This is a genomic window from Neisseria arctica (assembly GCF_022870905.1).
Classification (GTDB): domain Bacteria; phylum Pseudomonadota; class Gammaproteobacteria; order Burkholderiales; family Neisseriaceae; genus Neisseria; species Neisseria arctica.
This window is the reverse complement of record NZ_CP091510.1, coordinates 493,278-514,437: the sequence shown is the minus strand read 5'-3', so window position 1 is coordinate 514,437 and position 21,160 is coordinate 493,278. Positions and strand designations below refer to the sequence as shown.

17 protein-coding genes are annotated in these 21,160 nt (G+C 44.6%); 11 read left to right on the top strand and 6 right to left on the bottom strand.

Annotated features, from left to right (window positions below):
* Window positions 1–22: 22 nt before the first annotated feature.
* The gene (locus LVJ86_RS02270; RefSeq protein WP_047760724.1) at window positions 23–2,437 is read right to left on the bottom strand and encodes a penicillin-binding protein 1A; all 2,415 of its coding nucleotides are present in this window, start codon (window positions 2,435–2,437) and stop codon (window positions 23–25) included.
* Between the two features lie 152 nt (window positions 2,438–2,589).
* Here LVJ86_RS02270 and pilM point away from each other — a divergent pair, with 152 nt between their 5' ends.
* The 7 genes from pilM (at window position 2,590) to aroB (ending at window position 9,323) form a co-directional block, all read left to right on the top strand.
* Window positions 2,590–3,681, top strand: a complete 1,092-nt coding sequence (gene pilM / locus LVJ86_RS02265) for a type IV pilus assembly protein PilM (RefSeq protein WP_047760781.1) — start codon at window positions 2,590–2,592, stop codon at window positions 3,679–3,681.
* Between the two features lie 2 nt (window positions 3,682–3,683).
* Entirely contained in the window at window positions 3,684–4,274 is a 591-nt protein-coding gene (locus tag LVJ86_RS02260; protein ID WP_047760725.1) for a PilN domain-containing protein, read from the top strand.
* Window positions 4,275–4,276: 2 nt separating this feature from the next.
* Entirely contained in the window at window positions 4,277–4,903 is a 627-nt protein-coding gene (locus tag LVJ86_RS02255; RefSeq protein WP_483310651.1) for a type IV pilus inner membrane component PilO, read from the top strand.
* An 11-nt stretch (window positions 4,904–4,914) separates the two neighbouring features.
* Window positions 4,915–5,445: a pilus assembly protein PilP gene (locus LVJ86_RS02250; RefSeq protein WP_047760727.1), complete on the top strand. Its 531-nt coding sequence runs from the start codon at window positions 4,915–4,917 to the stop codon at window positions 5,443–5,445.
* Window positions 5,446–5,460: 15 nt separating this feature from the next.
* Window positions 5,461–7,638, top strand: coding sequence for a type IV pilus secretin PilQ (locus tag LVJ86_RS02245; protein ID WP_047760728.1), 2,178 nt, complete (start codon window positions 5,461–5,463; stop codon window positions 7,636–7,638).
* A gap of 65 nt (window positions 7,639–7,703) precedes the next feature.
* Window positions 7,704–8,237 carry a shikimate kinase gene (locus tag LVJ86_RS02240; protein ID WP_047760729.1) on the top strand — a complete coding sequence of 178 codons (534 nt, stop codon included), beginning with the start codon at window positions 7,704–7,706 and terminating at the stop codon, window positions 8,235–8,237.
* A gap of 3 nt (window positions 8,238–8,240) precedes the next feature.
* Window positions 8,241–9,323 carry a 3-dehydroquinate synthase gene (gene aroB / locus LVJ86_RS02235; RefSeq protein ID WP_047760730.1) on the top strand — a complete coding sequence of 361 codons (1,083 nt, stop codon included), beginning with the start codon at window positions 8,241–8,243 and terminating at the stop codon, window positions 9,321–9,323.
* Window positions 9,324–9,410: 87 nt separating this feature from the next.
* Here the strand turns inward: aroB and ftsB are convergent, their stop codons facing one another.
* The 3 genes from ftsB to guaB form a co-directional block, all read right to left on the bottom strand.
* Window positions 9,411–9,686: a cell division protein FtsB gene (ftsB, locus tag LVJ86_RS02230; protein ID WP_047760731.1), complete on the bottom strand. Its 276-nt coding sequence runs from the start codon at window positions 9,684–9,686 to the stop codon at window positions 9,411–9,413.
* 10 nt (window positions 9,687–9,696) lie between these two features.
* Entirely contained in the window at window positions 9,697–10,983 is a 1,287-nt protein-coding gene (gene eno / locus LVJ86_RS02225; RefSeq protein WP_047760732.1) for a phosphopyruvate hydratase, read from the bottom strand.
* A gap of 321 nt (window positions 10,984–11,304) precedes the next feature.
* On the bottom strand, window positions 11,305–12,771 hold the full coding sequence (gene guaB, locus LVJ86_RS02220) for an IMP dehydrogenase (protein WP_047760733.1): 1,467 nt from the start codon (window positions 12,769–12,771) through the stop codon (window positions 11,305–11,307).
* Between the two features lie 182 nt (window positions 12,772–12,953).
* On the opposite strand from guaB, the gene LVJ86_RS02215 reads away from it, so the two are divergent.
* The 4 genes from LVJ86_RS02215 to LVJ86_RS02200 all read left to right on the top strand — a co-directional run bounded on the left by LVJ86_RS02215 (window position 12,954) and on the right by LVJ86_RS02200 (window position 18,380).
* A complete protein-coding gene (locus LVJ86_RS02215) occupies window positions 12,954–13,400 on the top strand; it encodes a DUF4124 domain-containing protein (RefSeq protein WP_047760734.1) in 447 nt (148 codons plus the stop codon).
* Between the two features lie 195 nt (window positions 13,401–13,595).
* Complete coding sequence (gene uvrC, locus LVJ86_RS02210) at window positions 13,596–15,461, top strand: excinuclease ABC subunit UvrC (RefSeq protein WP_047760735.1); 1,866 nt, start codon at window positions 13,596–13,598, stop codon at window positions 15,459–15,461.
* A 140-nt stretch (window positions 15,462–15,601) separates the two neighbouring features.
* On the top strand, window positions 15,602–16,963 hold the full coding sequence (locus LVJ86_RS02205) for a DUF2868 domain-containing protein (RefSeq protein WP_047760736.1): 1,362 nt from the start codon (window positions 15,602–15,604) through the stop codon (window positions 16,961–16,963).
* A gap of 82 nt (window positions 16,964–17,045) precedes the next feature.
* Window positions 17,046–18,380 carry a DUF3482 domain-containing protein gene (locus LVJ86_RS02200; protein WP_047760737.1) on the top strand — a complete coding sequence of 445 codons (1,335 nt, stop codon included), beginning with the start codon at window positions 17,046–17,048 and terminating at the stop codon, window positions 18,378–18,380.
* Between the two features lie 950 nt (window positions 18,381–19,330).
* Here LVJ86_RS02200 and LVJ86_RS02195 read toward each other — a convergent pair.
* Window positions 19,331–19,792 carry a c-type cytochrome gene (locus LVJ86_RS02195; protein ID WP_047760782.1) on the bottom strand — a complete coding sequence of 154 codons (462 nt, stop codon included), beginning with the start codon at window positions 19,790–19,792 and terminating at the stop codon, window positions 19,331–19,333.
* A 353-nt stretch (window positions 19,793–20,145) separates the two neighbouring features.
* Window positions 20,146–20,880: a ZIP family metal transporter gene (locus LVJ86_RS02190; RefSeq protein WP_047760738.1), complete on the bottom strand. Its 735-nt coding sequence runs from the start codon at window positions 20,878–20,880 to the stop codon at window positions 20,146–20,148.
* Between the last annotated feature and the right edge of the window lie 280 nt (window positions 20,881–21,160).

Here is a 21,160-nt window from a genome sequence, read left to right as displayed (position 1 = left end):
TATTTTGCTTATCGGAGTCTCCTTAGAATAAGGAATCCAATTGGCCATGTCCTCCGCCTTGAGCCGGTGCGGGCTGAGAAGGTAACGAACCCTCCCCTCCTTGCGAAGGAGCAGCAGACGGCGCCCCTCCGTTTTGCTCGGATTTACCCGGCGATTGTTCGGCGGCGATACTTGAATCACGCTCTTCGCTCGCCACCGGTCTGCTGGCTCGATTATCGAGAGGCAGATTCGGATTGGTGCTCTGCTGCTCGCGCAAATAGTATTCCCCACCCCGGTTAACCAAACCTTCAGGCGGCGTCATTCCTTTTGTAGGAACGCCTTTCAGCGCAAAACGCATGTAATCCACCCACACCGGTACCGCTATAGTACCGCCATAACCCGCACGTCCCATACTCTGGGGCTTATCGTAACCGATATAAACGGCCGTAACGATATCCGGGTTAAATCCGACAAACCAGGCATCTTTATTATCATTAGTTGTACCGGTTTTACCTGCAATATCACTTCGGCCCAAAGCATTAGCTCGGGTGGCCGTACCATAACGGACAACATCTTGCATCATACGGTACATGATATATGCATTGCGGGGATCAATAGCCTGAGGGGCATTTTCTTTTGCAACTAAAGGCTGCATTTGGGCGCGCAACCGTCCCTGGCTATCATATATTTTGTCAATAACGTAAGAAGAAACCTTATAACCGCCGTTAGCAAATACTGCATAAGCTTCCGCCATTTTCAATGGGGTAGTTTCACCTGTTCCCAAAGCCATAGACAAGCTGGCCGGTATTTCAGACGGCTTGAAGCCAAAACGCTGAATATATTGCTGTGCATAATTCACACCAACCGACATCAGAATACGGATGGAAACCATATTTTTAGAAGCGGTCAAAGCTTGGCGCAAGGTAATATAACCCGCATAACGTCCATCTGAATTCTTAGGATTCCAAGTAGAACCGTTCGGCCCACGCCCCGGCAAAGAGATTGGTGCATCATTAATGACCGTTGAGGCAGTCATACCTTTTGCCAATGCTGCAGAATAAACGAAAGGTTTGAATGACGATCCCGGCTGGCGCTGTGCCTGTGTAGCACGGTTGAATGTTTTACTGTGAAAATCATAACCGCCCACCAAAGCGCGAACCGCACCGGTTTTACTGTCCAAAGCAACCAGCGCCCCTTGCAACAAAGGCTCTTGGGCTACATACCAGCGATTATTACGGTTTTGCAATCTGATAACCGCTCCTTTGCGTATTTGAGCATCTCCCATGGATTTATTATTGACGGCCCGCGCAGCAAAGCCCAAATTCGCACTACCTAATTTTACTTCTTCTCCATCAGGCATCTGAACCGTCACCAACTGTTTGCTGGCTGCCGTCACTACTGCGGGCACCAAGCCGTCGACAGTATAAAGAGAAGACAAATATTGGCTAACGGCATCTTCCGGATTTTCTTCTTTACTTAAATCCAGATAATGCTCTGCTCCTCGATAGCGGCTGCCTCGGTCAAAATTGCGTAATGCCTTACGTAAAGCGGCTGTGGCTACTTTTTGATGTTCGGTACTTACCGTAGTGTAAACTTTAAAGCCTTGGGTATAGGCATCTTCACCATATTTTTCGTAAAGCTCTTGCCTTGCCATTTCAGCCACATACAGTGCGCTTTGATCTACCCGCTGTACAAACCGTTCATAATGCAATTTTTCAGCTAAAGCCTGATCACGCTCTTGCGGACTGATCATTTTCAGTTCCACCATATTATTCAGAATGTATTGCTGACGTACTTTAGCCCGTTGGGGGTTTACAATAGGATTAAATGCAGAAGGAGCCTTGGGCAGGCCGGCCAAAATAGATGCCTCAGCCAAAGTCAGTTTGTCTACCGGCTTATTGAAATAAATTTGAGCGGCTGCCGCAAAACCGTAGGCACGCTGGCCAAGATAAATTTGATTAAAGTACAGCTCTAAGATCTGATCTTTAGTTAAAGACTGTTCGATTTTATAAGCCAATAAAGCTTCGTTAAATTTACGCGTAAACGTACGCTCATTGGTTAAGTAAAAGTTTTTAGCAACCTGCTGGGTAATCGTACTAGCCCCCGATTGTACTGAACCGGAACTCAAATTACCTAATATGGCACGCGCAACACCAATTACGTCTACTCCCCAGTGCTGATAAAACCTCTGATCCTCTGCCGCAATTACAGCATTTTTCAGGTTGTCAGGAAAATCAGCTATTTTTGTAAACGAGCGGCGCTCCTCGCCGTACATGCCGATGACCTTGCCGTCTGAAGAATAAATCGTTAAAGGCATTTTGGGCTGGTAGTGCTGCAATGTATCCAACGAAGGTAATTTGGGATATGTAACCAAAATTGCAATCGCCAAAAGGCCTACTCCAAATAAAGCCAATCCGAATATTAAACCAACTAGAGTTGTTATAATCTTTTTAACCATAACCAAATATAAATTTTGCCATCAAAAGCATTAAATAAAGTAAAATAACCAAATATTTCAAAATGGGCAGCCTAAACAGAACCCGTTTAAGAAAGAAACATTACAGTTAACGCCAAACACCATTTACTTACTCAGAGCAAGAAAGTTACATGATGCGTTTCAAAAAAAGTGTAAAAAATACAAATAATAAGGCATTAAATTCGTTATCCGCCCGTTCTGCTATAGGCGTAGATATCACACAAAATGCAATCACCTTGGTTCAAGTTTCCAGCCGTAGTTTAAACCAAATTCAGTTGGAAAAATATGTTATTGCCAAATTGCCTAAAAATATTATCAAAGGCAGTAGAATTCAAGACTACGAACAGCTAACCACGTATTTGCAACACGCATATACCCAATTGCATGCCAACAGCAAAAATATTGTTGCTGCATTACCACAGAATCTCTCCACAATTGAAAACTTAACATACAACGCCCAAAACGCAGAAACAGATATTGAAGGCTTTGTAGAGTTTGAAGTCTCTCAAACCGCTCCCATTGAAGAAATGAACTACGATTATCAAGTTGTAGACTCAAGTGCTGCATCGGAGCAAATCCTGCTGGCTGCGGTTCGTAAAGATGATGTAGAGCCGCGTATCGAAATGTTTGAAAATGCCGGCATGCCCCTATCATTTATGGATGTTGATCTTTTCGCGCAATCAAACGCCTTTTCGTTCTGGATCAACCAACATGCTCCTGAAATGGCAGATGAAAAAATTGCATTGATTGGCATTCACGCAACACAAATGTACGCATTGATTGTAGAAAAAGGCAAAATACTCTACAAACAAGAAACTTCTGTAAGCGCAGAACAGCTGAATCAGCTCATTCAACGCACATACCAAGTTACCGAAGAAAAAGCAGATCAAATTCTGCTTTCCACATCAAAACCCTCCGATTACCAAAGCCAAGTTGCCGACCGTTTTAATATACAAGTGGCGCAAGAAATCCAACGGGTCTTACAATTTTATTACACAACTCAGCCTAGCGATCAATTCTCCAGCGTGAAGCATATCCTACTTACGGGTCTGCCTGCACAACAAAATGGTTTGCCGGAAACCGTCTTTACCCAAACAAATACGGCTACCGAATGTATTCACCCGGTATTGTATACAAACCATAGCAACCATATAGACTTACCACAATTACAACGAGACGCACCATTATTGACTATTGCCTTCGGTTTGGCACTTAGGGGGTTATAAACATGATCGAACTCATTAAAATCAACCTTCTTCCTTATCGTGAAGAGATTGAACAAAAAAAGAAACAACAATTTAAAATTATGATGCTGACGGCAGCAGTAATAGGTCTATGCCTATCTGCTTTAGCTTATGTAGGCTTAAACCAAGCAATTAGCCGACAAGAAGACCGTAACCAATTTCTTTCATCAGAGATAGAAAAGCTAGATCAAAAACTTGTGGAAATCAAACAACTTGAGCAAGAGAAACAAAACTTTCTTACACGTAAGCAAAAAGTTGAAGAACTACAAGAAAAGCGTTTCCAAGCAGCATCTATTATTGATACTTTAAATGTTCTTCTTCCGGAAGGTGCTTACCTAACCAATATACAAGCAGAGTCTGCAGATACCTATACCATCAGTGGTAAAGCAACAAGCGACAATAAAATCGCCATGTTTATGCGTTCGATTCCAAGCACAGGGGTATTCATGCAGCCTGAACTGTTGAGCATCAAAAAAGAAAATAATGCACAAGAATTCACCTTAAAAGTCTTGCTAAACCAACGCACGGCTACACCTGCTCCGAATAACACAACCGTCGCAGCCGAGGTGAAATAATTATGACTAAAATGAATAAAGACCTAGACATCAAAAATCTCCACCAACTCGGAGGCCCCGCAAAACTACTGCTTGCCATTATTGTTATAGTGGGTATTTTAATACTTGGCTATGGCTTGCTTTTCCGCTCGCAACTCGATGCACTGGAAACAGCTGCAACAAAAGAAACTGAGCTAAAAAGCACCTATAACGAAAAAAGTATCCAAACAGCGAGCCTCGATAATCTGAAAAAAGAGCTTGCATCTTTGCGCTCCGCTTTTGATGTGCTGTTGAGACAATTACCCACGGATGCAGAAATTCCGAATTTGATCCAAGAACTTCATCAAGCGGGAGCTTCAAATGGCATGAGAATGGACAGCGTAAGCCCCAAAGCACCAATCAACGACGGCCCTATCCAGATACTGCCATACGATATCAGCATCAGCGGACGTTATAATCAGATTAGCCAATTCACACGTGATGTAGGCCAACTTTCGCGCATCATTACGCTTGAATCATTACAACTGAAATCTGATGACAAATCAAATCAACTGACTCTGAGTGCCACGGCCAATACCTATAAAGCCCGCCCTGCTGAAGAAGTTGCCGCAGAATTAGAGGCTGCCGCTAGCGAAGCCAATAAAAACTAACGGGGTACCAAATGAAAATTAAACTTTTACTCCCTTGCTTCATTATATTGACTGCTTGTTCTCCTAAGCATGAAGATTTACATCAATGGATGGAAGATACCCAAAAACAAGCCAAAGCAAGCATCCGACCTTTTGAAGCACCGACTGTTAATCCGCCACAACCCTATAATCCTCCTACTTATACGGGACTAAATGCTTTTGATAGCAAACGTTTAAACGCAGCCAATCAAGGAACCAATGCGCCTAACACAAACAGACCCAAAGAAGTATTGGAAGCTTTCAGTCTAGAAAACCTCCGTTATGTCGGCAGACTGACTAAGAACGGCAGTACATCAGGTTTTGTTGAGGCAGATGGTCATGTTTATACGGTTCGCCCTGGTAACTATATCGGGCAAAATTTCGGTAAAATTCAATCTATTCGTGAAGACAAAATCACAATTGTGGAAGTTGTAGAAGATACTTACGGCAACTGGACCTTTCGTAATGCCGAGCTACCTCTCAGCAGCACATCGGACAACAACGCCAACCAAACAAATAATTAAAGGGGTAACAAGATAATGAAATTCAATAAAATCAAAATGCTTTCTGCTTTCAGCCTCGCTTTGACTCTACAGGCTGCTTGGGCAGGGAATATTACAGACATCAATGTTTCAACTTTGCCGGACAATCAGAAAATCATCAAAATCAAATTTGACCGCGATGTAGTATCACCAAGCGGTTTTATTACGACTACTCCAGCGCGTATTGCCTTAGACTTTCCCAGCACCGGCATTCAATTACCCCAATCCGTATTAGAATATGCCGATCCTTTATTAAATCAAATCACAGCTGCCCAAAACAATGATAGGGCGCGTATCCTTCTCGGTCTAAATAATGCAGGCCAATACAATACCGAAATCAAAGGTGACGAAGTATGGGTCTATGTCAGCGAAGCAGCTGATAAAACAACTGCGCCTACTTATAATAACAATATTACCAGCACCATAGTATCAAGCAATTCACGATCCGCAGCTGTTGCTACTTCCAGCAACAAGCAAACTCAGATTTCTGCAAACATTGATTTCCGACGCGGTAACCGAAACAGCGGCATTATCGAACTAACAGCTCCTTCTTTCAGCAGCCAACCGGATATTAAACAACAAAGCGACCGCGTCATCATTACATTGAAAAACTACCCTCTGCCGACTCAAGCGCAGCGTAGTTTGGATGTCTCTGACTTCAACACCCCCGTCCGAAACGTAACTATGAAACGTATCGGTAATTCGACCCAAGTTATTATCCGTAACCAAGGTAGCTGGGATATCCGTACACAGCAGGGCAACAGTCGTTTTAGTTTTGAAATTTCCCCCAAAACTGATGTCGCTTCTCAAGGCTTGGGCAGTGCCCCGAAACGCAACTTTACTGGACGCCGTATTTCATTGGATTTCCAAGATGTTGAGGTTCGTACTATTTTACAAATCTTAGCTAAAGAATCCGGTACCAATATTGTTGCCAGTGATAGCGTAAATGGCAAAATGACCCTGAGTCTCAAAGATGTACCTTGGGATCAAGCTTTGGATTTAGTGATGCAGGCACGTAATCTTGATATGCGTCGCCAAGGCAACATCATCAATATTGCTCCTCGTGAAGAGCTGCTGGCAAAAGATAAAGCAACGTTGCAAGCACAAAAAGAAATTGAAGAGCTCGGTCCTCTATTTTCACAAACTTTCCAGCTCAAGTATAAAAATGTAGAAGAATTCCGGAAAATTCTACGTTTGGATGACTCAAGTAGCAATACAGATAAAAACCACAACACCCTACTTAGTCCGCGCGGTAGTGCTTTGATAGATCCTGCCACCAATACCCTTATCATCACTGATAACCGTGTTGTAATTCAGAAATTCCAAAAATTAATTGATGAATTGGATGTTCCGGCTCGTCAAGTGATGGTAGAAGCTCGTATTGTAGAGGCCGATGATGGTTTCTCACGTGATATTGGTGTGAAATTTGGCTATCAAGGCGTTGGTACGAATAATAGCTGGGGTTCAAACTGGTCAAATGCTGTTGATAACTTGGGTGCACAACGAACAGCCAATCTAGCTAATGCCAATACTATTTTATCAGGAGGCAATACTATAACGGCTCCTACTTTCACCATGAGTCCCAACATCAACTTGCCTACAGCTGCAGCCTCCTCCAGCATCGCCTTAGTACGCGCGATCGGCTCCGGCGCATTGGGCTTAGAGCTGAGTGCTATGCAAGAGCAAAACCGAGGGAAAATTATTTCCAACCCTCGAGTATTGACCCAAGATCGTAAAGAAGCCGTTATCGAATCAGGTACTGAAATTCCTTATGAAGAAGCTACCTCCAGCGGTGCCACTTCGATTACCTTCAAAAAAGCCGTATTAGGGCTGACTGTAACACCTAACATCACCCCCGACGGGCAAATTATTATGACTATCAAAATTAATAAAGATACGCCCCAAGACTGTGTGATCAACAGTTTGACAACTAAATGTATCAGCACTAAAAACCTGCAAACCAATGCGATGGTTGAAGACGGCGGCACCTTAATTGTCGGTGGTATTTATGAAGAAGAGAACCGTAATATTGTGAATAAAGTACCACTATTAGGAGATATTCCGGTTGTCGGCAATCTCTTCAAATCTCGATCACGTAATGAAAAACGCCGCGAATTGTTGATCTTTATTACCCCGCGCATTATGGATAATATCGGCAGTACTCTGCGTTACTAACTTGATTCGGATGAAAATTTTAAAGTGTTAAGAAATTAAACACTTCTCAGAAGTTTTCATTTACAATGCCTGCTATGGAAAACATAGCAGGCAATTTATTTTTAATCGGTTTAATGGGTGCAGGCAAAACCACTATCGGTAGGCAAATCGCAAGATTATTGGAGCGTCCGTTTTACGATAGTGATCATGTGATATGTGAGCGCACCGGGGTTTCTATTCCAACTATTTTTGAGCTGGAAGGCGAGGAAGGTTTTCGCAACAGGGAAAGTATTGTTATTGACGAACTATCCCAACGAAATCCCATTGTACTTGCTACCGGCGGAGGTGCCGTACTGAGAGAAGAAAACCGCCGTTATTTACGTCAACGTGGTACGGTTATTTACCTCCATGCCCTGCCGAAAATTTTACTGGAACGCACACGCTGCGACAGTAACCGTCCATTATTAAATGTTCCGGATCCTCTCAGTAAACTACAAGAACTGTATTCTGCTAGAGATGCCCTATACCGGGAAACTGCCCATATTATACTGGATGCCAACCGCAATCACTGCCAAAAAACCATTGAGCAGCTACTTACAGCCATACGTGAGAAAAAATAACTTATGCGCACTTTAACCGTACAAGCACCTTCCCATTTTTATCCCATTTATATAGGTTCAAAACTACTGGGCAATAAGGATATATTAAAACGCCATCTTACGGGTAAAGTAGCCATTATCACCAATGAAACCGTAGCGCCACTATATTTGAATCAGCTTCAGACGGCATTAAATAATATCGGTATTCCGCATTTTGCGATTATTCTGCCTGATGGAGAAGCACACAAAAATTGGCAAACATTAAATCTTATTTTTGACGGCCTTCTAGAGAATCATGCTGACCGGAAAACCACATTAATCGCCCTAGGAGGAGGAGTAATTGGGGATATGGTCGGCTTTGCTGCAGCTACCTTCCAACGTGGTGTTCCATTTATTCAAATTCCGACAACCCTACTTAGCCAAGTTGATTCCTCAGTAGGAGGAAAAACAGCCATCAATCATCCTCTAGGCAAGAATATGATTGGCGCCTTTTATCAACCTCAAGCCGTACTCGCTGACTTGGACACCTTATCCAGCCTTCCCTCTCGCGAACTATCTGCCGGCTTGGCAGAGGTCATTAAATACGGCCTTCTCGGTGATGCGGATTTTCTAAAATGGCTAGAACAACACGTTACTGATTTAACGCAAAAGAATCCTGATACGTTAGCAGAAGCCGTTTATCACTGCTGCAAAATGAAAGCAGACATCGTACGGCAAGATGAAACCGAGCAAGGTATTCGTGCTTGGCTAAACCTTGGCCATACTTTCGGCCATGCTATCGAAGCAGAAATGGGATATGGCAACTGGCTACATGGAGAAGCCGTAGCTGCCGGCTTAGTTTTGGCCTGCCGACTATCCAGCCAAACAGGCTCAATCAGCGACCAAGATATTGCATGCGTTGCTACTTTACTTGAAAAAGCCGGCTTACCAACAGCTCCGCCCCAGTTTCCTTTTGAACGCTGGATACAACACATGCAACATGATAAAAAAGTTAGTGGCGGCATTATGAGGTTTATTGGTTTAAATCGCATAGGTGAAGCCAATATTACTGAAGTATCTGACTACAAGATACTACGCCACACCTTAGCCCCTTATCTTCCGCAATAAAAACATCATTAATATTATTTATAAATATGTAATGAAAATGCCGTCTGAAAATATTTTCAGACGGCATTTTCATACTACTAAAAAGCTTTAAGGCTTCTTCACTAATCGGTAAAAAACTTCACCGTTTTGGATATAACCCAAATCTACACGGGCAATTTCCGCAATAGCATCACGGCCTTCCGACAAATCGGTTACCTCTGCATCCAGTGCGGCATTGCGCAAGGTAAGCACATGGTTTTTGGCCTCTTGCTCAACCACTTGGTCTTGCAAGCTCCACATATCGCGCCAGCCACCCTTCGACAACCAAAGGTTATACTGAAAGCCACCCAACGCTGCAATTAAAACCACTGTTACCCACTTCATGTATCAGACCTTACTTACCCAGTTGATAAAAAGCGGTTTTACCCGGGTAGTATGCGGCTTCGCCCAACTCCTCTTCAATACGCAACAATTGGTTATATTTTGCCATACGGTCAGAGCGGCTTAACGAGCCGGTTTTAATTTGCATACAATTGGTTGCTACGGCCAAATCCGCAATAGTGCTATCTTCGGTTTCACCCGAACGATGGCTCAATACGCTGGTATAACGGTTGCGTTTAGCCAACTCTACTGCTTTTAAGGTTTCGCTCAAAGTACCGATCTGGTTTACTTTTACTAACAAGGCGTTACCTACACCAGCCTCAATGCCTTTGGCCAAAATTTTCGGATTGGTCACAAATAAATCATCACCAACCAACTGTACTTTAGCACCCAACTTATCGGTTAACAGCTTCCAACCTTCCCAGTCGTTTTCATCCATGCCGTCTTCAATAGACACAATCGGATACTCGTCAACCAGCTTGGCCAGATAATTGGCGAACTCTTCGCTGCTCAAAGCCAAGCCTTCAGCGCTTAAATGGTATTTACCGTCTTTATAGAACTCGCTCGAAGCACAATCCAGAGCAAATAACACATCCTCGCCCGGAATATAACCGGCAGCAGTTACTGCTTCTTGCATCAGCTTCAATGCTTCTTCATGACTGCTCAGATTCGGAGCAAAGCCACCTTCATCCCCGACCGTTGTGGGAAAACCTTTACTGTCGCACAATTTTTTCAGAGCATGAAATACTTCCGCACCGCACCGTAATGCTTCACGGAAACTGGAGGCGCCTACCGGCATAATCATAAATTCTTGGATATCCAAGCTATTATTGGCATGTGCACCGCCGTTAATAACATTCATCATAGGTACAGGCATAGCCATAGGGCCTGCACCGCCCAAGTAACGGTATAATGGCAAACCTGCATCTTCAGCTGCAGCGCGCGCCACAGCCATAGATACGGCCAAAGTAGCATTCGCACCTAAGCGTCCTTTGTTATCGGTACCATCCAAATCCAACATAACTTGATCGATATAAGATTGCTCACTTGCATCCAAACCGATCAAAGCCTGAGCGATTTCATTGTTTACATTTTCAACAGCCTGCAACACGCCCTTACCCAAGTAACGGCTTTTATCACCATCACGCAACTCCAAAGCTTCTTTTTGACCGGTAGATGCACCTGAAGGTACTGCGGCACGTCCCATCACGCCCGATTCGAGCAACACATCACATTCAACAGTCGGGTTGCCGCGTGAATCCAAAATTTCGCGGGCGAAAATATCAACAATTGCGCTCATGCAAAGTCTCCTGAAAATAAAAAATAACAGTACGAATCTAGATAATAAAATATTATCCGAACCACGCCGTCTGAAAAAACATTACCGAACGGGATTATACTGATTCAGACGGTATCAAACGAGTATTTCCCCAAAAATCTCTTAAATCGAGTTAGGCACCATAAAATGATGCAAAACGGCAGGCTGCCTACAGTATAAATAACGTACCAAACGGCGAACCAACCGTAATCCAACCCTATCAATAATCAAACTGCTGAAACATTACCGTCCTACAAATACAGCAAAGGGTTGCCTGCTTGAGACAACCCCCCTGTTTAATGCCTAACGAATATGATAGTTTGGTGCTTCTTTGGTAATTTGCACATCGTGCACATGTGATTCACTCATACCTGCCGAAGTAATTTCCACAAACTCCGCACGCTCATGCATTTCCGAAATAGTCGCACATCCCAAATAGCCCATACTCGAGCGCAAACCACCCATCAGCTGGTGGATAATCTGCACAATCGGGCCTTTATACGGCACCCGTCCCTCAATACCTTCCGGTACATATTTATCGGCATTATCTTCTTTATCTTGGAAATAACGGTCTGAAGAACCTTGACTCATTGCCCCCAAAGACCCCATACCACGGTAAGATTTATAAGAACGGCCTTGATAAAGCTCGATTTCTCCCGGGGCCTCCTCCGTACCGGCAAACATACCGCCCAGCATCACGCAATGCGCGCCGGCAGCCAATGCCTTGGCAATATCACCTGAAAAACGGATACCGCCATCCGCAATCAGAGGAACACCCGTACCTTTCAACGCTTCGGCTACATTATGGATAGCAGTCAGTTGGGGCACCCCCACGCCGGCCACGATACGGGTTGTACAAATCGAGCCGGGGCCAATACCCACCTTAACCGCATCTGCGCCTGCGGCCACCAAGTCACGTGCAGCCTGAGCCGTAGCAATATTGCCGCCGATGACCTGTACCTGAGGGAAATTTTCCTTAACCCATTTAACACGGTTTAATACGCCTTGGCTATGGCCATGGGCAGTATCCACTACCAATACATCGACACCTGCCTCAACCAAAGCCTTTACGCGCTCGTCCGTATCCGCACCAACCCCCACGGCTGCGCCGACACGCAAACGACCGTCGCTATCCTTATTCGCATTAGGAAACTCGGTATTTTTCAAAATATCTTTTACAGTAATCAGGCCTTTCAACTCCCAATTATCATTAACCACCAAAACACGTTCTACTTTGTGCTCGTGCATCACATCGCGCGCTTCATCGACACACGTACCTTCAGGTACAGTTACCAAACGTTCGCGCGGTGTCATAATCGCAGATACAGGCTGATCCAAACGCTTTTCAAAACGTAAATCACGGTTGGTTACCAAACCGACCACTTTACCGTTTTCCACTACCGGCAACCCCGACATCTTGCGCTTGCGTTTCGCCTGCATTTCCATCAACTCACCAACCGGCATATCGGGTGAAATTGTTACGGGCTCTTTCACCACACCGCTTTCGTGACGCTTAACTTTCGCCACGGCATTGGCTTGGCGTTCAATACTCATATTTTTATGGATAATACCGATACCGCCCTCCTGTGCCATAGAAATGGCTAACCTGGCTTCGGTTACCGTGTCCATCGCGGCGGAAAGTAAGGGAACATTCAAAGAAATGGCTCGAGTGAGCGGGGTTTTGAGGCTAACGTCTCGCGGGAGCACTTGGGAATGTGCGGGAACCAACAAAACATCGTCAAAGGTATAGGCTTTTTCTACGATACGCATGATGCTTTCAGACTTTCAGTTTGTGCAAGATGCACGGCATTGTAGCAAATTTACACCCTTTCTGTCAGGCCGTTTTACGAAAATTTAGCCAAATTTCCGCCCTTTCCCACCCATGACATCCCGCTGATTACACAGTACAATAGCAGGGCTATGAAAACCACAATTTAGGGGAATAACCAACTATGCAACTTATCAAAACCGCCAAAATTCTCGCCCTAGGCGTATTGTTCGCAAGCAGCAGCTTATACGCATCAGAAGTATTCAGCTGGAAAAATGCCAACGGCAGCACAAGTTACTCAGACGTACCACGCAATCTCAAACCTTCTCATGCCAGCCGTCTGAACGTGCGTACCCAAACCGTCACCCCGCCGCCTGCCGCTCCCGCAGCAGAACCGGTAAGCGGAGAATCCTTGGCCGAACAGCAACAACAACTCAGCAACCAAGTGGCGCAACATAACCGGCAAATAGAAGAGCAAAATAAAAAAATCGAAGAAGAAAACCGTCAGCAACGCGAAGCCAACTGTAAAACAGCCCGCATGAACCGCCAGTTTGCGGAGAGTGCCCGCAGCAACAACCGCGATCAGCTCATACAGCGTTATGACGCGGATATCAGCAAATTCTGCAACTGATAGCCAAGCGGTAAACATATCTATTATGCTTATGCGGGACAAATCTTAAGTAAAGTTTGTCCCGTAATTTTTACAAACTCGATTTAGCTTGAATACACAACAAAAACCACTTCATCGCAATATCAATAAAGCCCGGAAAAGATTTTCCGGGCTTCCACCGTTTTCAGACGGCTGCCAAGAATTAATGTATTATTTATGCCGTCTGAAACCTATCCGTCGCACACCGTGAGCCAAACTTTCGATATTGATATTTTTCTTAAAAACCTACCCAACCTACCAGGTGTTTACCGCATGCTAGACCGGGATGGACACGTGTTATACGTCGGGAAAGCCGTCAACTTGAAAAGGCGGGTGTCAAGCTATTTCCAAAAAAATGACCATTCGCCGCGCATTAAACTGATGCTCAAACAAGTTGCTTCGGTGGAAACCACCCTTACCCGCAGTGAAGCCGAAGCTCTGATTTTGGAAAACAACTTCATCAAAGCCCTCTCACCCAAATACAACATCTTATTTCGCGACGACAAAAGCTATCCTTATCTCATGCTCAGCGGTCACGACTACCCGCAAATGGCCTATTACCGCGGCACACTTAAAAAACCGAACCAATATTTCGGCCCCTACCCCAACGGTTACGCCGTACGCGACAGCATCCAAATTCTGCAAAAAGTATTCCGTCTCCGCACCTGTGAAGACAGCGTTTTCGAACACCGGGACAGGGCTTGCCTGCTCTATCAAATCCGCCGCTGCTCAGGCCCCTGCGTCGGACACATCAGCCAAGAAGATTACAAAGCCAGCGTACAAGAGGCCGTTACATTTCTCAACGGCAAAACCGATGAGCTCACTCAAACACTTCAACACAAAATGCAAAAGGCTGCAGCCTCCCTCAATTTCGAAGAAGCGGCACGTTATCGCGACCAACTGCAGGCACTGGGATTGGTACAAAGCCAACAATTTATCGATAGCAAAAATCCCAATAACCCTAACGATATTGATATCCTTGCCCTGCTTATCGAAAGCGGTGCGGTCTGTATTCATTGGGTCAGCATCCGCGGCGGGCGGCATGTCGGCGACAAAAGCTTCTTTCCCGATGTACGCAACGATCCTGACCCTCAAGCCCAAGATTATGCGGAGGCTTTTATCGCCCAACATTATTTGAGCAAAAACAAACCCGATATCATTATCAGCAACTTTACCGTACCTGCCGCCGTACAAGAAGCATTGAATCTTGAACACAACAAACAAATACAGTTCATCACAAAAACCATAGGAGAGCGGAGGGTCTGGCTGAAGATGGCCGAGCAAAATGCCCGTCTTGCCCTTAACCAACACAAACTGCAACACCATAACCAAGAGCAACGTATCGAAGATTTGGCACGCATCCTCAACACCGACAGCGACAATCTTCAACGGTTAGAGTGTTTTGATATCAGCCACACCCAAGGCGAAGCAACTACAGCATCATGTGTTGTATACGACGAACATAAAATCCAACCCGGCCAATACCGCCGCTACAACATTACCACCGCAAAACCAGGCGACGATTATGCCGCCATGCAAGAGGTATTGACCCGTCATTACGGCAAAATGGCGGAAGCACAAGCCAACGGAGAAAGCGTCAAATGGCCTGATGCCGTCTTAATCGACGGAGGTAAAGGGCAAGTCGGTGTTGCCCTCAACGTTTGGCAGGAGCTTGGCCTTAATATCCCCATCATCGGTATCGCCAAAGGCCCCGAACGCAAAGCCGGCTTAGAAGAACTTATCCTCCCGCTCACCGGAGAAACGTTCCGCCTACCGCCCAATAGCCCTGCCCTACACTTACTGCAAACCGTACGCGACGAATCTCACCGCTTCGCCATTACCGGCCATCGTAAAAAGCGCGATAAGGCACGCATTACCTCATCACTCACTGACATTCCGGGTATCGGCAGCAAACGCCGCCAAGCACTCCTAACCCGCTTTGGCGGGCTAAGGGGTGTTGCGGCAGCCAGCAAAGAAGACTTGGCTCAAGTAGAAGGTATTAGCGCCGCATTGGCCGAAAAAATATATGACAGCCTACATTAAAGAGCGACTGTTCATATAAAGAAAGCAGGTCGCCTGAATTTCATATCCATAAATTTCAGACAGCCTCTTTATCAGCTACTGCAAAAAACACTTATGCTAAAATTGTTTTTTCACTTTGATTCAGACGGCATCCTACTCTTATGCTCAATCCGTCCCGCCAGCTCACCGAACTCGTCCGCTTGTTACAAGAGCGCGGCTATATTTTTTCTGCCGACCCCGAGCCGATAACCGAAACCCTCCGCCATACCGAAGGTAGTCCGGAAACCAAGCTAAACCGCCGCGCCGAAATGATTGATAGCGATCATCGCCTTCAGGACGCACTGACCCGAGTACGAAGTACATTTTCTTGGCTACTATTGGCCGCTACCCTCTTTTGGCTGTTCGGCGGCTTTACCGGCACTTTTACCCTCATGCAACAATCAGGCTTGAATTTCTTTTTCATCCTTGCCAGCGTGCTCGGCCTACACACTTTCATGCTACTGGCTTGGTTACTGTTCGCCTTGATGCCGCGCTTCAAATCTAACGGTTTTTTTGTCAACCCTGCTTTATGGATACGCGGCAAAGATCCTATAAACCAAGCCATTTTACGTTTATATGGTGACGAATGGCACAAACCCGGCATGCGCTGGCAAATAAGCCTGATCAGCCATCGACTTTGGTTAGCCGCTTTGAGCGGGATGCTTGCCGCGGTCGTTTTATTACTGATGGTGCGGCAATATACCTTCAACTGGGAAAGCACTTTACTGAGCGACGGAGCATTTGCCAGTATCGTACAGATTTTGACGTGGCTCCCTGCCAAACTAGGCTTTCCAACCCCCGATACCCAAGCCGTTTTGGCAAGCCGAATGAGTGGCGATACCACAACCGCCCGACAATGGGGCGGATTGCTCATCGGCAGCATCATCTGTTACGGCTGGCTGCCGCGGGCTGCTGCTTGGTTGATATGCAAATGGCTGGCCAAAAGCGTGCAAAGCCCGCTACCTATCGAGAAACCGTATTACCAACAAATTCTACAACTTTGGCAAACCAAAATAGTAGATGCCGACATCCACACCGAAACCGTGAAATCCGTCCAGCCCAAAATCCGCTTGGACGAGAACACCCCAAAATGGGCCATCATGCTTGAAAGTCCATGGTCCGACCCAACATGGCACCGCCATATACTCGGTATTCATTGGTTAGATAAAGGAATAGCAGACAGCCGCGACGCCGTAGCAGCCTTAAAACAAGAATTATCTCAACAGCCTGTACAACTTTTAGTAGGCGTACGTACGCGCCAAGTACCTGACCGCGGTATTCTGCGTCAATTGCTTACTCTAGCCGAAGCAGCCCAAGGAGGCGTAATTGTGCAACTGTTGGCAGAAACTGACAGCCATCCTTCAGACGGCCTTCAAAATTATATGGAGCAATGGCATACGGCTTTAGCCGAACGCCAGCTTGCATGGATTGATCCACCGCGCATCAGTCAGCAAAGCCGTACCCAGCCGACTATTGAAAAATAAAATGATATTTCTCAATTTTCATAATATTGAATACGGTTTTCAGACGGCCTAAAAGCCGTTTCAAAACGATCAGGATAACCATATGAAGCCCCTATCACTTGCCGTAGTAGGCCATACCAATACTGGTAAAACCTCACTTTTGCGAACACTTCTGCGCGACAGCAATTTCGGAGAGGTAAAAAATGCGGCCGCCACCACCCGCCATGTCGAAAAGGCCGCAATCAATAACGGTAGCGAAACCTTGGTTTATCTTTATGACACACCCGGATTAGAAGATGCGGGCGGCGTATTAGACTGGCTGGAGGAAAACACATCGCCACGTTCAGACGGTATCGAACGGTTGCAACAATTTCTCGAAAGCCCCGCTGCCACAGGAGATTTCAATCAAGAAGCCAAAGTATTGCGCCAACTGCTGCAAAGCGATATGGCTTTATATGTTGTAGACGCTCGCGAACCTGTTTTAAACAAATACAAAGACGAGCTCACCGTATTGTCTTGGTGTGCCAAACCAGTGATGCCTGTTTTCAACTTTATCGCAGAACAAGACCTAACCGACTGGACGACAATGCTTGCCCGCCGAAACCTACACGTATACAGCGGATTCGATACTGTAGCTTTTGATTTTGAAGGAGAAATCCGTTTATGGGACAACCTTGCCACCATGCTACCCGATCGCGGAGTACTTGACCGGCTTATCACCATGCGCCGCCGGGAATGGCAGCAGCTTGATATCGAATCCAAACGTGATATAGCCCACTTCCTACTTGACGTTGCAGCATACAAGCAAGAAATCAATGAAGACGACAACCCGCAGCCTGTTCTACAAACTATGCAGGCGGCCGTCCGACAACTCGAACGCAAGCTACAACAACAGCTTTTTCACAACTACCGCTTTTATCACAGTGAAATCGACACCGGCGAATGGATGTTGAAAGAGTTCCGCCAAGATCCGTTCGATAGCGAACTTTTAAAAGAATACGGTATACGCACCACTACCGGAGCCGCTACGGGGGCACTCATCGGCCTAGGCGTAGATATGGTTACCCTCGGCGGCTCACTCGGATTAGGAACCGCCATCGGCAGTGTTTTAGGTGGAGTTCTACCAAATATGCAAACCATTTCCGACAAACTTTCCGGCAAACAAACTTTACATATCGATCCAGAAACTATCACCCTACTGGCTGCCCGGGCATTAGATTTACTCACGGCGCTGCAAAGCCGCGGCCATGCGACGCAGACACAAATCCGAATGCAAAGCGGCAAAGCACCTTGGCAGGCTTCGAAATTACCCACAGCTTTAAATAAGGCACGCAGCCAAAGTAAGTGGTCGTCTCTCAATACCCACCAACCTGAACAAAGCCATCGCGAGCGCACAGAAAGTGCTAACGACTTAATCAAACTCCTAGGCAACAGCTAATTTACAGCGAATCTTATCGGATAAGGGGTAATGTGCAGACACTAACTTTCATACCACCCGAGTATTTCCGTACCTTATCGTATTCTTAAAAAATACAAATTCTCAGGATAAACCCGCCTAAACAATAACCCTGATGCCCTTAGGCCACTGATTTGACATTCCGTCAAAGTGAAAAAAAACGAACAAAAATAAGTTTACAAATGTGCGTTATGTTGCGATTTTGCTTTTTTTATGATGGAAATCGCAAAATTTAATTGACTAACCACGACAAAACAGGGATAATAACACCCGTTAAGTTGCTTAGCGCAGCTTAACTTTCTCCTCTATTTCTCCTTTGTAGACTTGGCGCGCATCCTTTTTGATGCGCGTATTTTTTATCCATGGAATTTAACTACAAAATAACAACACCATCACACAGATAACGTAATAAAATAAACAAATGATTGACGGCACTTACAAATTTTTGGCATAATTTCGGCATTGATTGGTTTGAACTTACCAGTTAATAGTTTCTCCTCTATTTCTCCTTTGTAGACTTGGCACACATTCCAAAAGAATGTGTGCATTTTTTATCTTAAGAATCAATACAAAGAAAAAGGCGCATAATAAAAATTATAGCCCCCTCTCTTTTTAACATATACAAGCCAGTATGATGCAGAATCTCATCACCATATAGTTCATCCTCTAAACCATATGCAAATTTGTAGTAAAGATACATATATAAGTGATATTAAACTACAAACCCTTTCCCTAACAGCAGGAGAAAATACCGTACGAACTATTCGGTTCAGAACAAAACCTATGCTCATAAAATAACCAACCTGTACCAAAGCATTTTCAACCTTTAATTGAATATATTAAATTGAAAGTATTAACCGAGTTTAGCCCATAAATATAAAAGGCCGCCTGAAATGTTTCAGACGGCCTTTTATATTTATGGGCTAAGCAACTTATTTAGGACGGCGGAATGTATCGTGACAAGATTTACAACTTGCTCCAACATTACCATAAGCAACTTTAATAGCCTCCAAGTTACCTGTTTGAGCCTGAGCGTTCAACTCAGCAACCGCAGCGGCAAATTTTTCTTTTTGGGCATTAAATTCGTCCGGTTTTTCCCAAGTAACCGGTAATAAGTCGCCATCACCTTGCTCATCTTTTTGAAAATGCTCAAAAGGCTTTTTACTATCTTCTGCAAACGCAGCAGCGGCAGTTTTAAACTTTTCCACATCATAAGACTCTTCGCCTTTTACCATTTTGCCCATACTGCTGAAATTCGGCATCATCGCTTTAAAAGCTGTAGTGCGAGCCTCTGAAATTGGTCCTTTTGCAGGTTCGCCGGATGTACCGCCACTACCGCAAGCAGTTAACGCAAAAACTAACGTCGAGCTCAAGAGTGCCAAAGCTGTTTTCATTTTCATCATTTTTTCCTTTCCACAAGTAAAGTTCACTTTGAAAGGATAATGGGCGAACATGGTTTTTCTGTCAATGATTTACTTAAGAAAAAATGTCGTACAGCCGATTTACAGGCTTAAGAAATATAACCATATCCACAAAAAATAAAGCCGAGCAACATTTTCAAGAGAACATACATCACATATTTAGGTTCATGCTCGATAAAAATAGTTGGTCGGCTACATATCCATCTTTCGATTTTTATAACTACTTTACGAAAAACGGAATATACCAATAATTAAATCAAAAAATCATATGGAATTTCTCATTCATAATATTCAAAAAATTATTATATTACAAATATTTCAATAAGTTACTTTACACCCAACATTTGAATGCTCCAAAATGCCAAAAAGCCGGCAAATAGCACCAAGGTATAGTAATTTTTTTCTTCTGTTTCATGTGCCTCTATCAATAATTCCTCTGTAACCAAATACAAGAGCGCGGCAGCACTGCAAGCGAGAACAGCCGATATAACCATAGTCGAAGCATTACTGAGGAGCAAGTTGCCCAAATAAGCAAAAGCCAGAATTTCAATACCTAACACCGCAGTAACCGCTACAATTTTCCAGCCTTTCAATCTATCCGATACTAAAGCTAACCCTAAAAACAACATTTCTACCGATAAACCCAAGGCCAATATCATACCTGTTTCAGTATTACTGGCAAAACCCGCACCAATAATCAAGCCATCAACGGCAATATCAATAAACGTCGCAACCAACATTCCCAAAGCCAATCCTTTAGGCTCCCCCTCCCGCTGCTTTGATAATTCTTTTTTCTCTAAATAATCGGTCAACAGCTTCATACCAAACATAAAAAAACTACCCAATGCAAAAGAAATAATCAATATAGAAGGCTTTGCATGTTCGCGTGCAATTTCCGGCAGTAACTCAGTGGCTAATGCCGCCAGAATTACGCCGGCCGCAAAGTGCTGTATCATGCTCCTAGCCTGAGGGGAAGGATTCCAAAGTAAGGCAACAACACCGCCTATTACCGATATCACTGCCGGAATCAACATAAATACAAAAGGTGAAACTGCATTCATCAAGAAATACTCCTAAAAATTAATAAATTAGATTATGGTTGTGATCCTAGATTCTATAATGATAAGTAATCAATCTTTAGCCAAACTTAAAAATAAAATTAAAGCTGTCTTCTACCGGTCAATAAAAAGCATCCGGCCATAAAAAATGGGATAAAGGCCTACATAAAAAACATAAAACGGATACTGATTCATACCGTATCTGGTTTACTCTTCACCACCACTCCTGCTAAGCATTAGGAGCAGCAAGCAAAATACAGTTCCCACAAGCCACCGCATAACT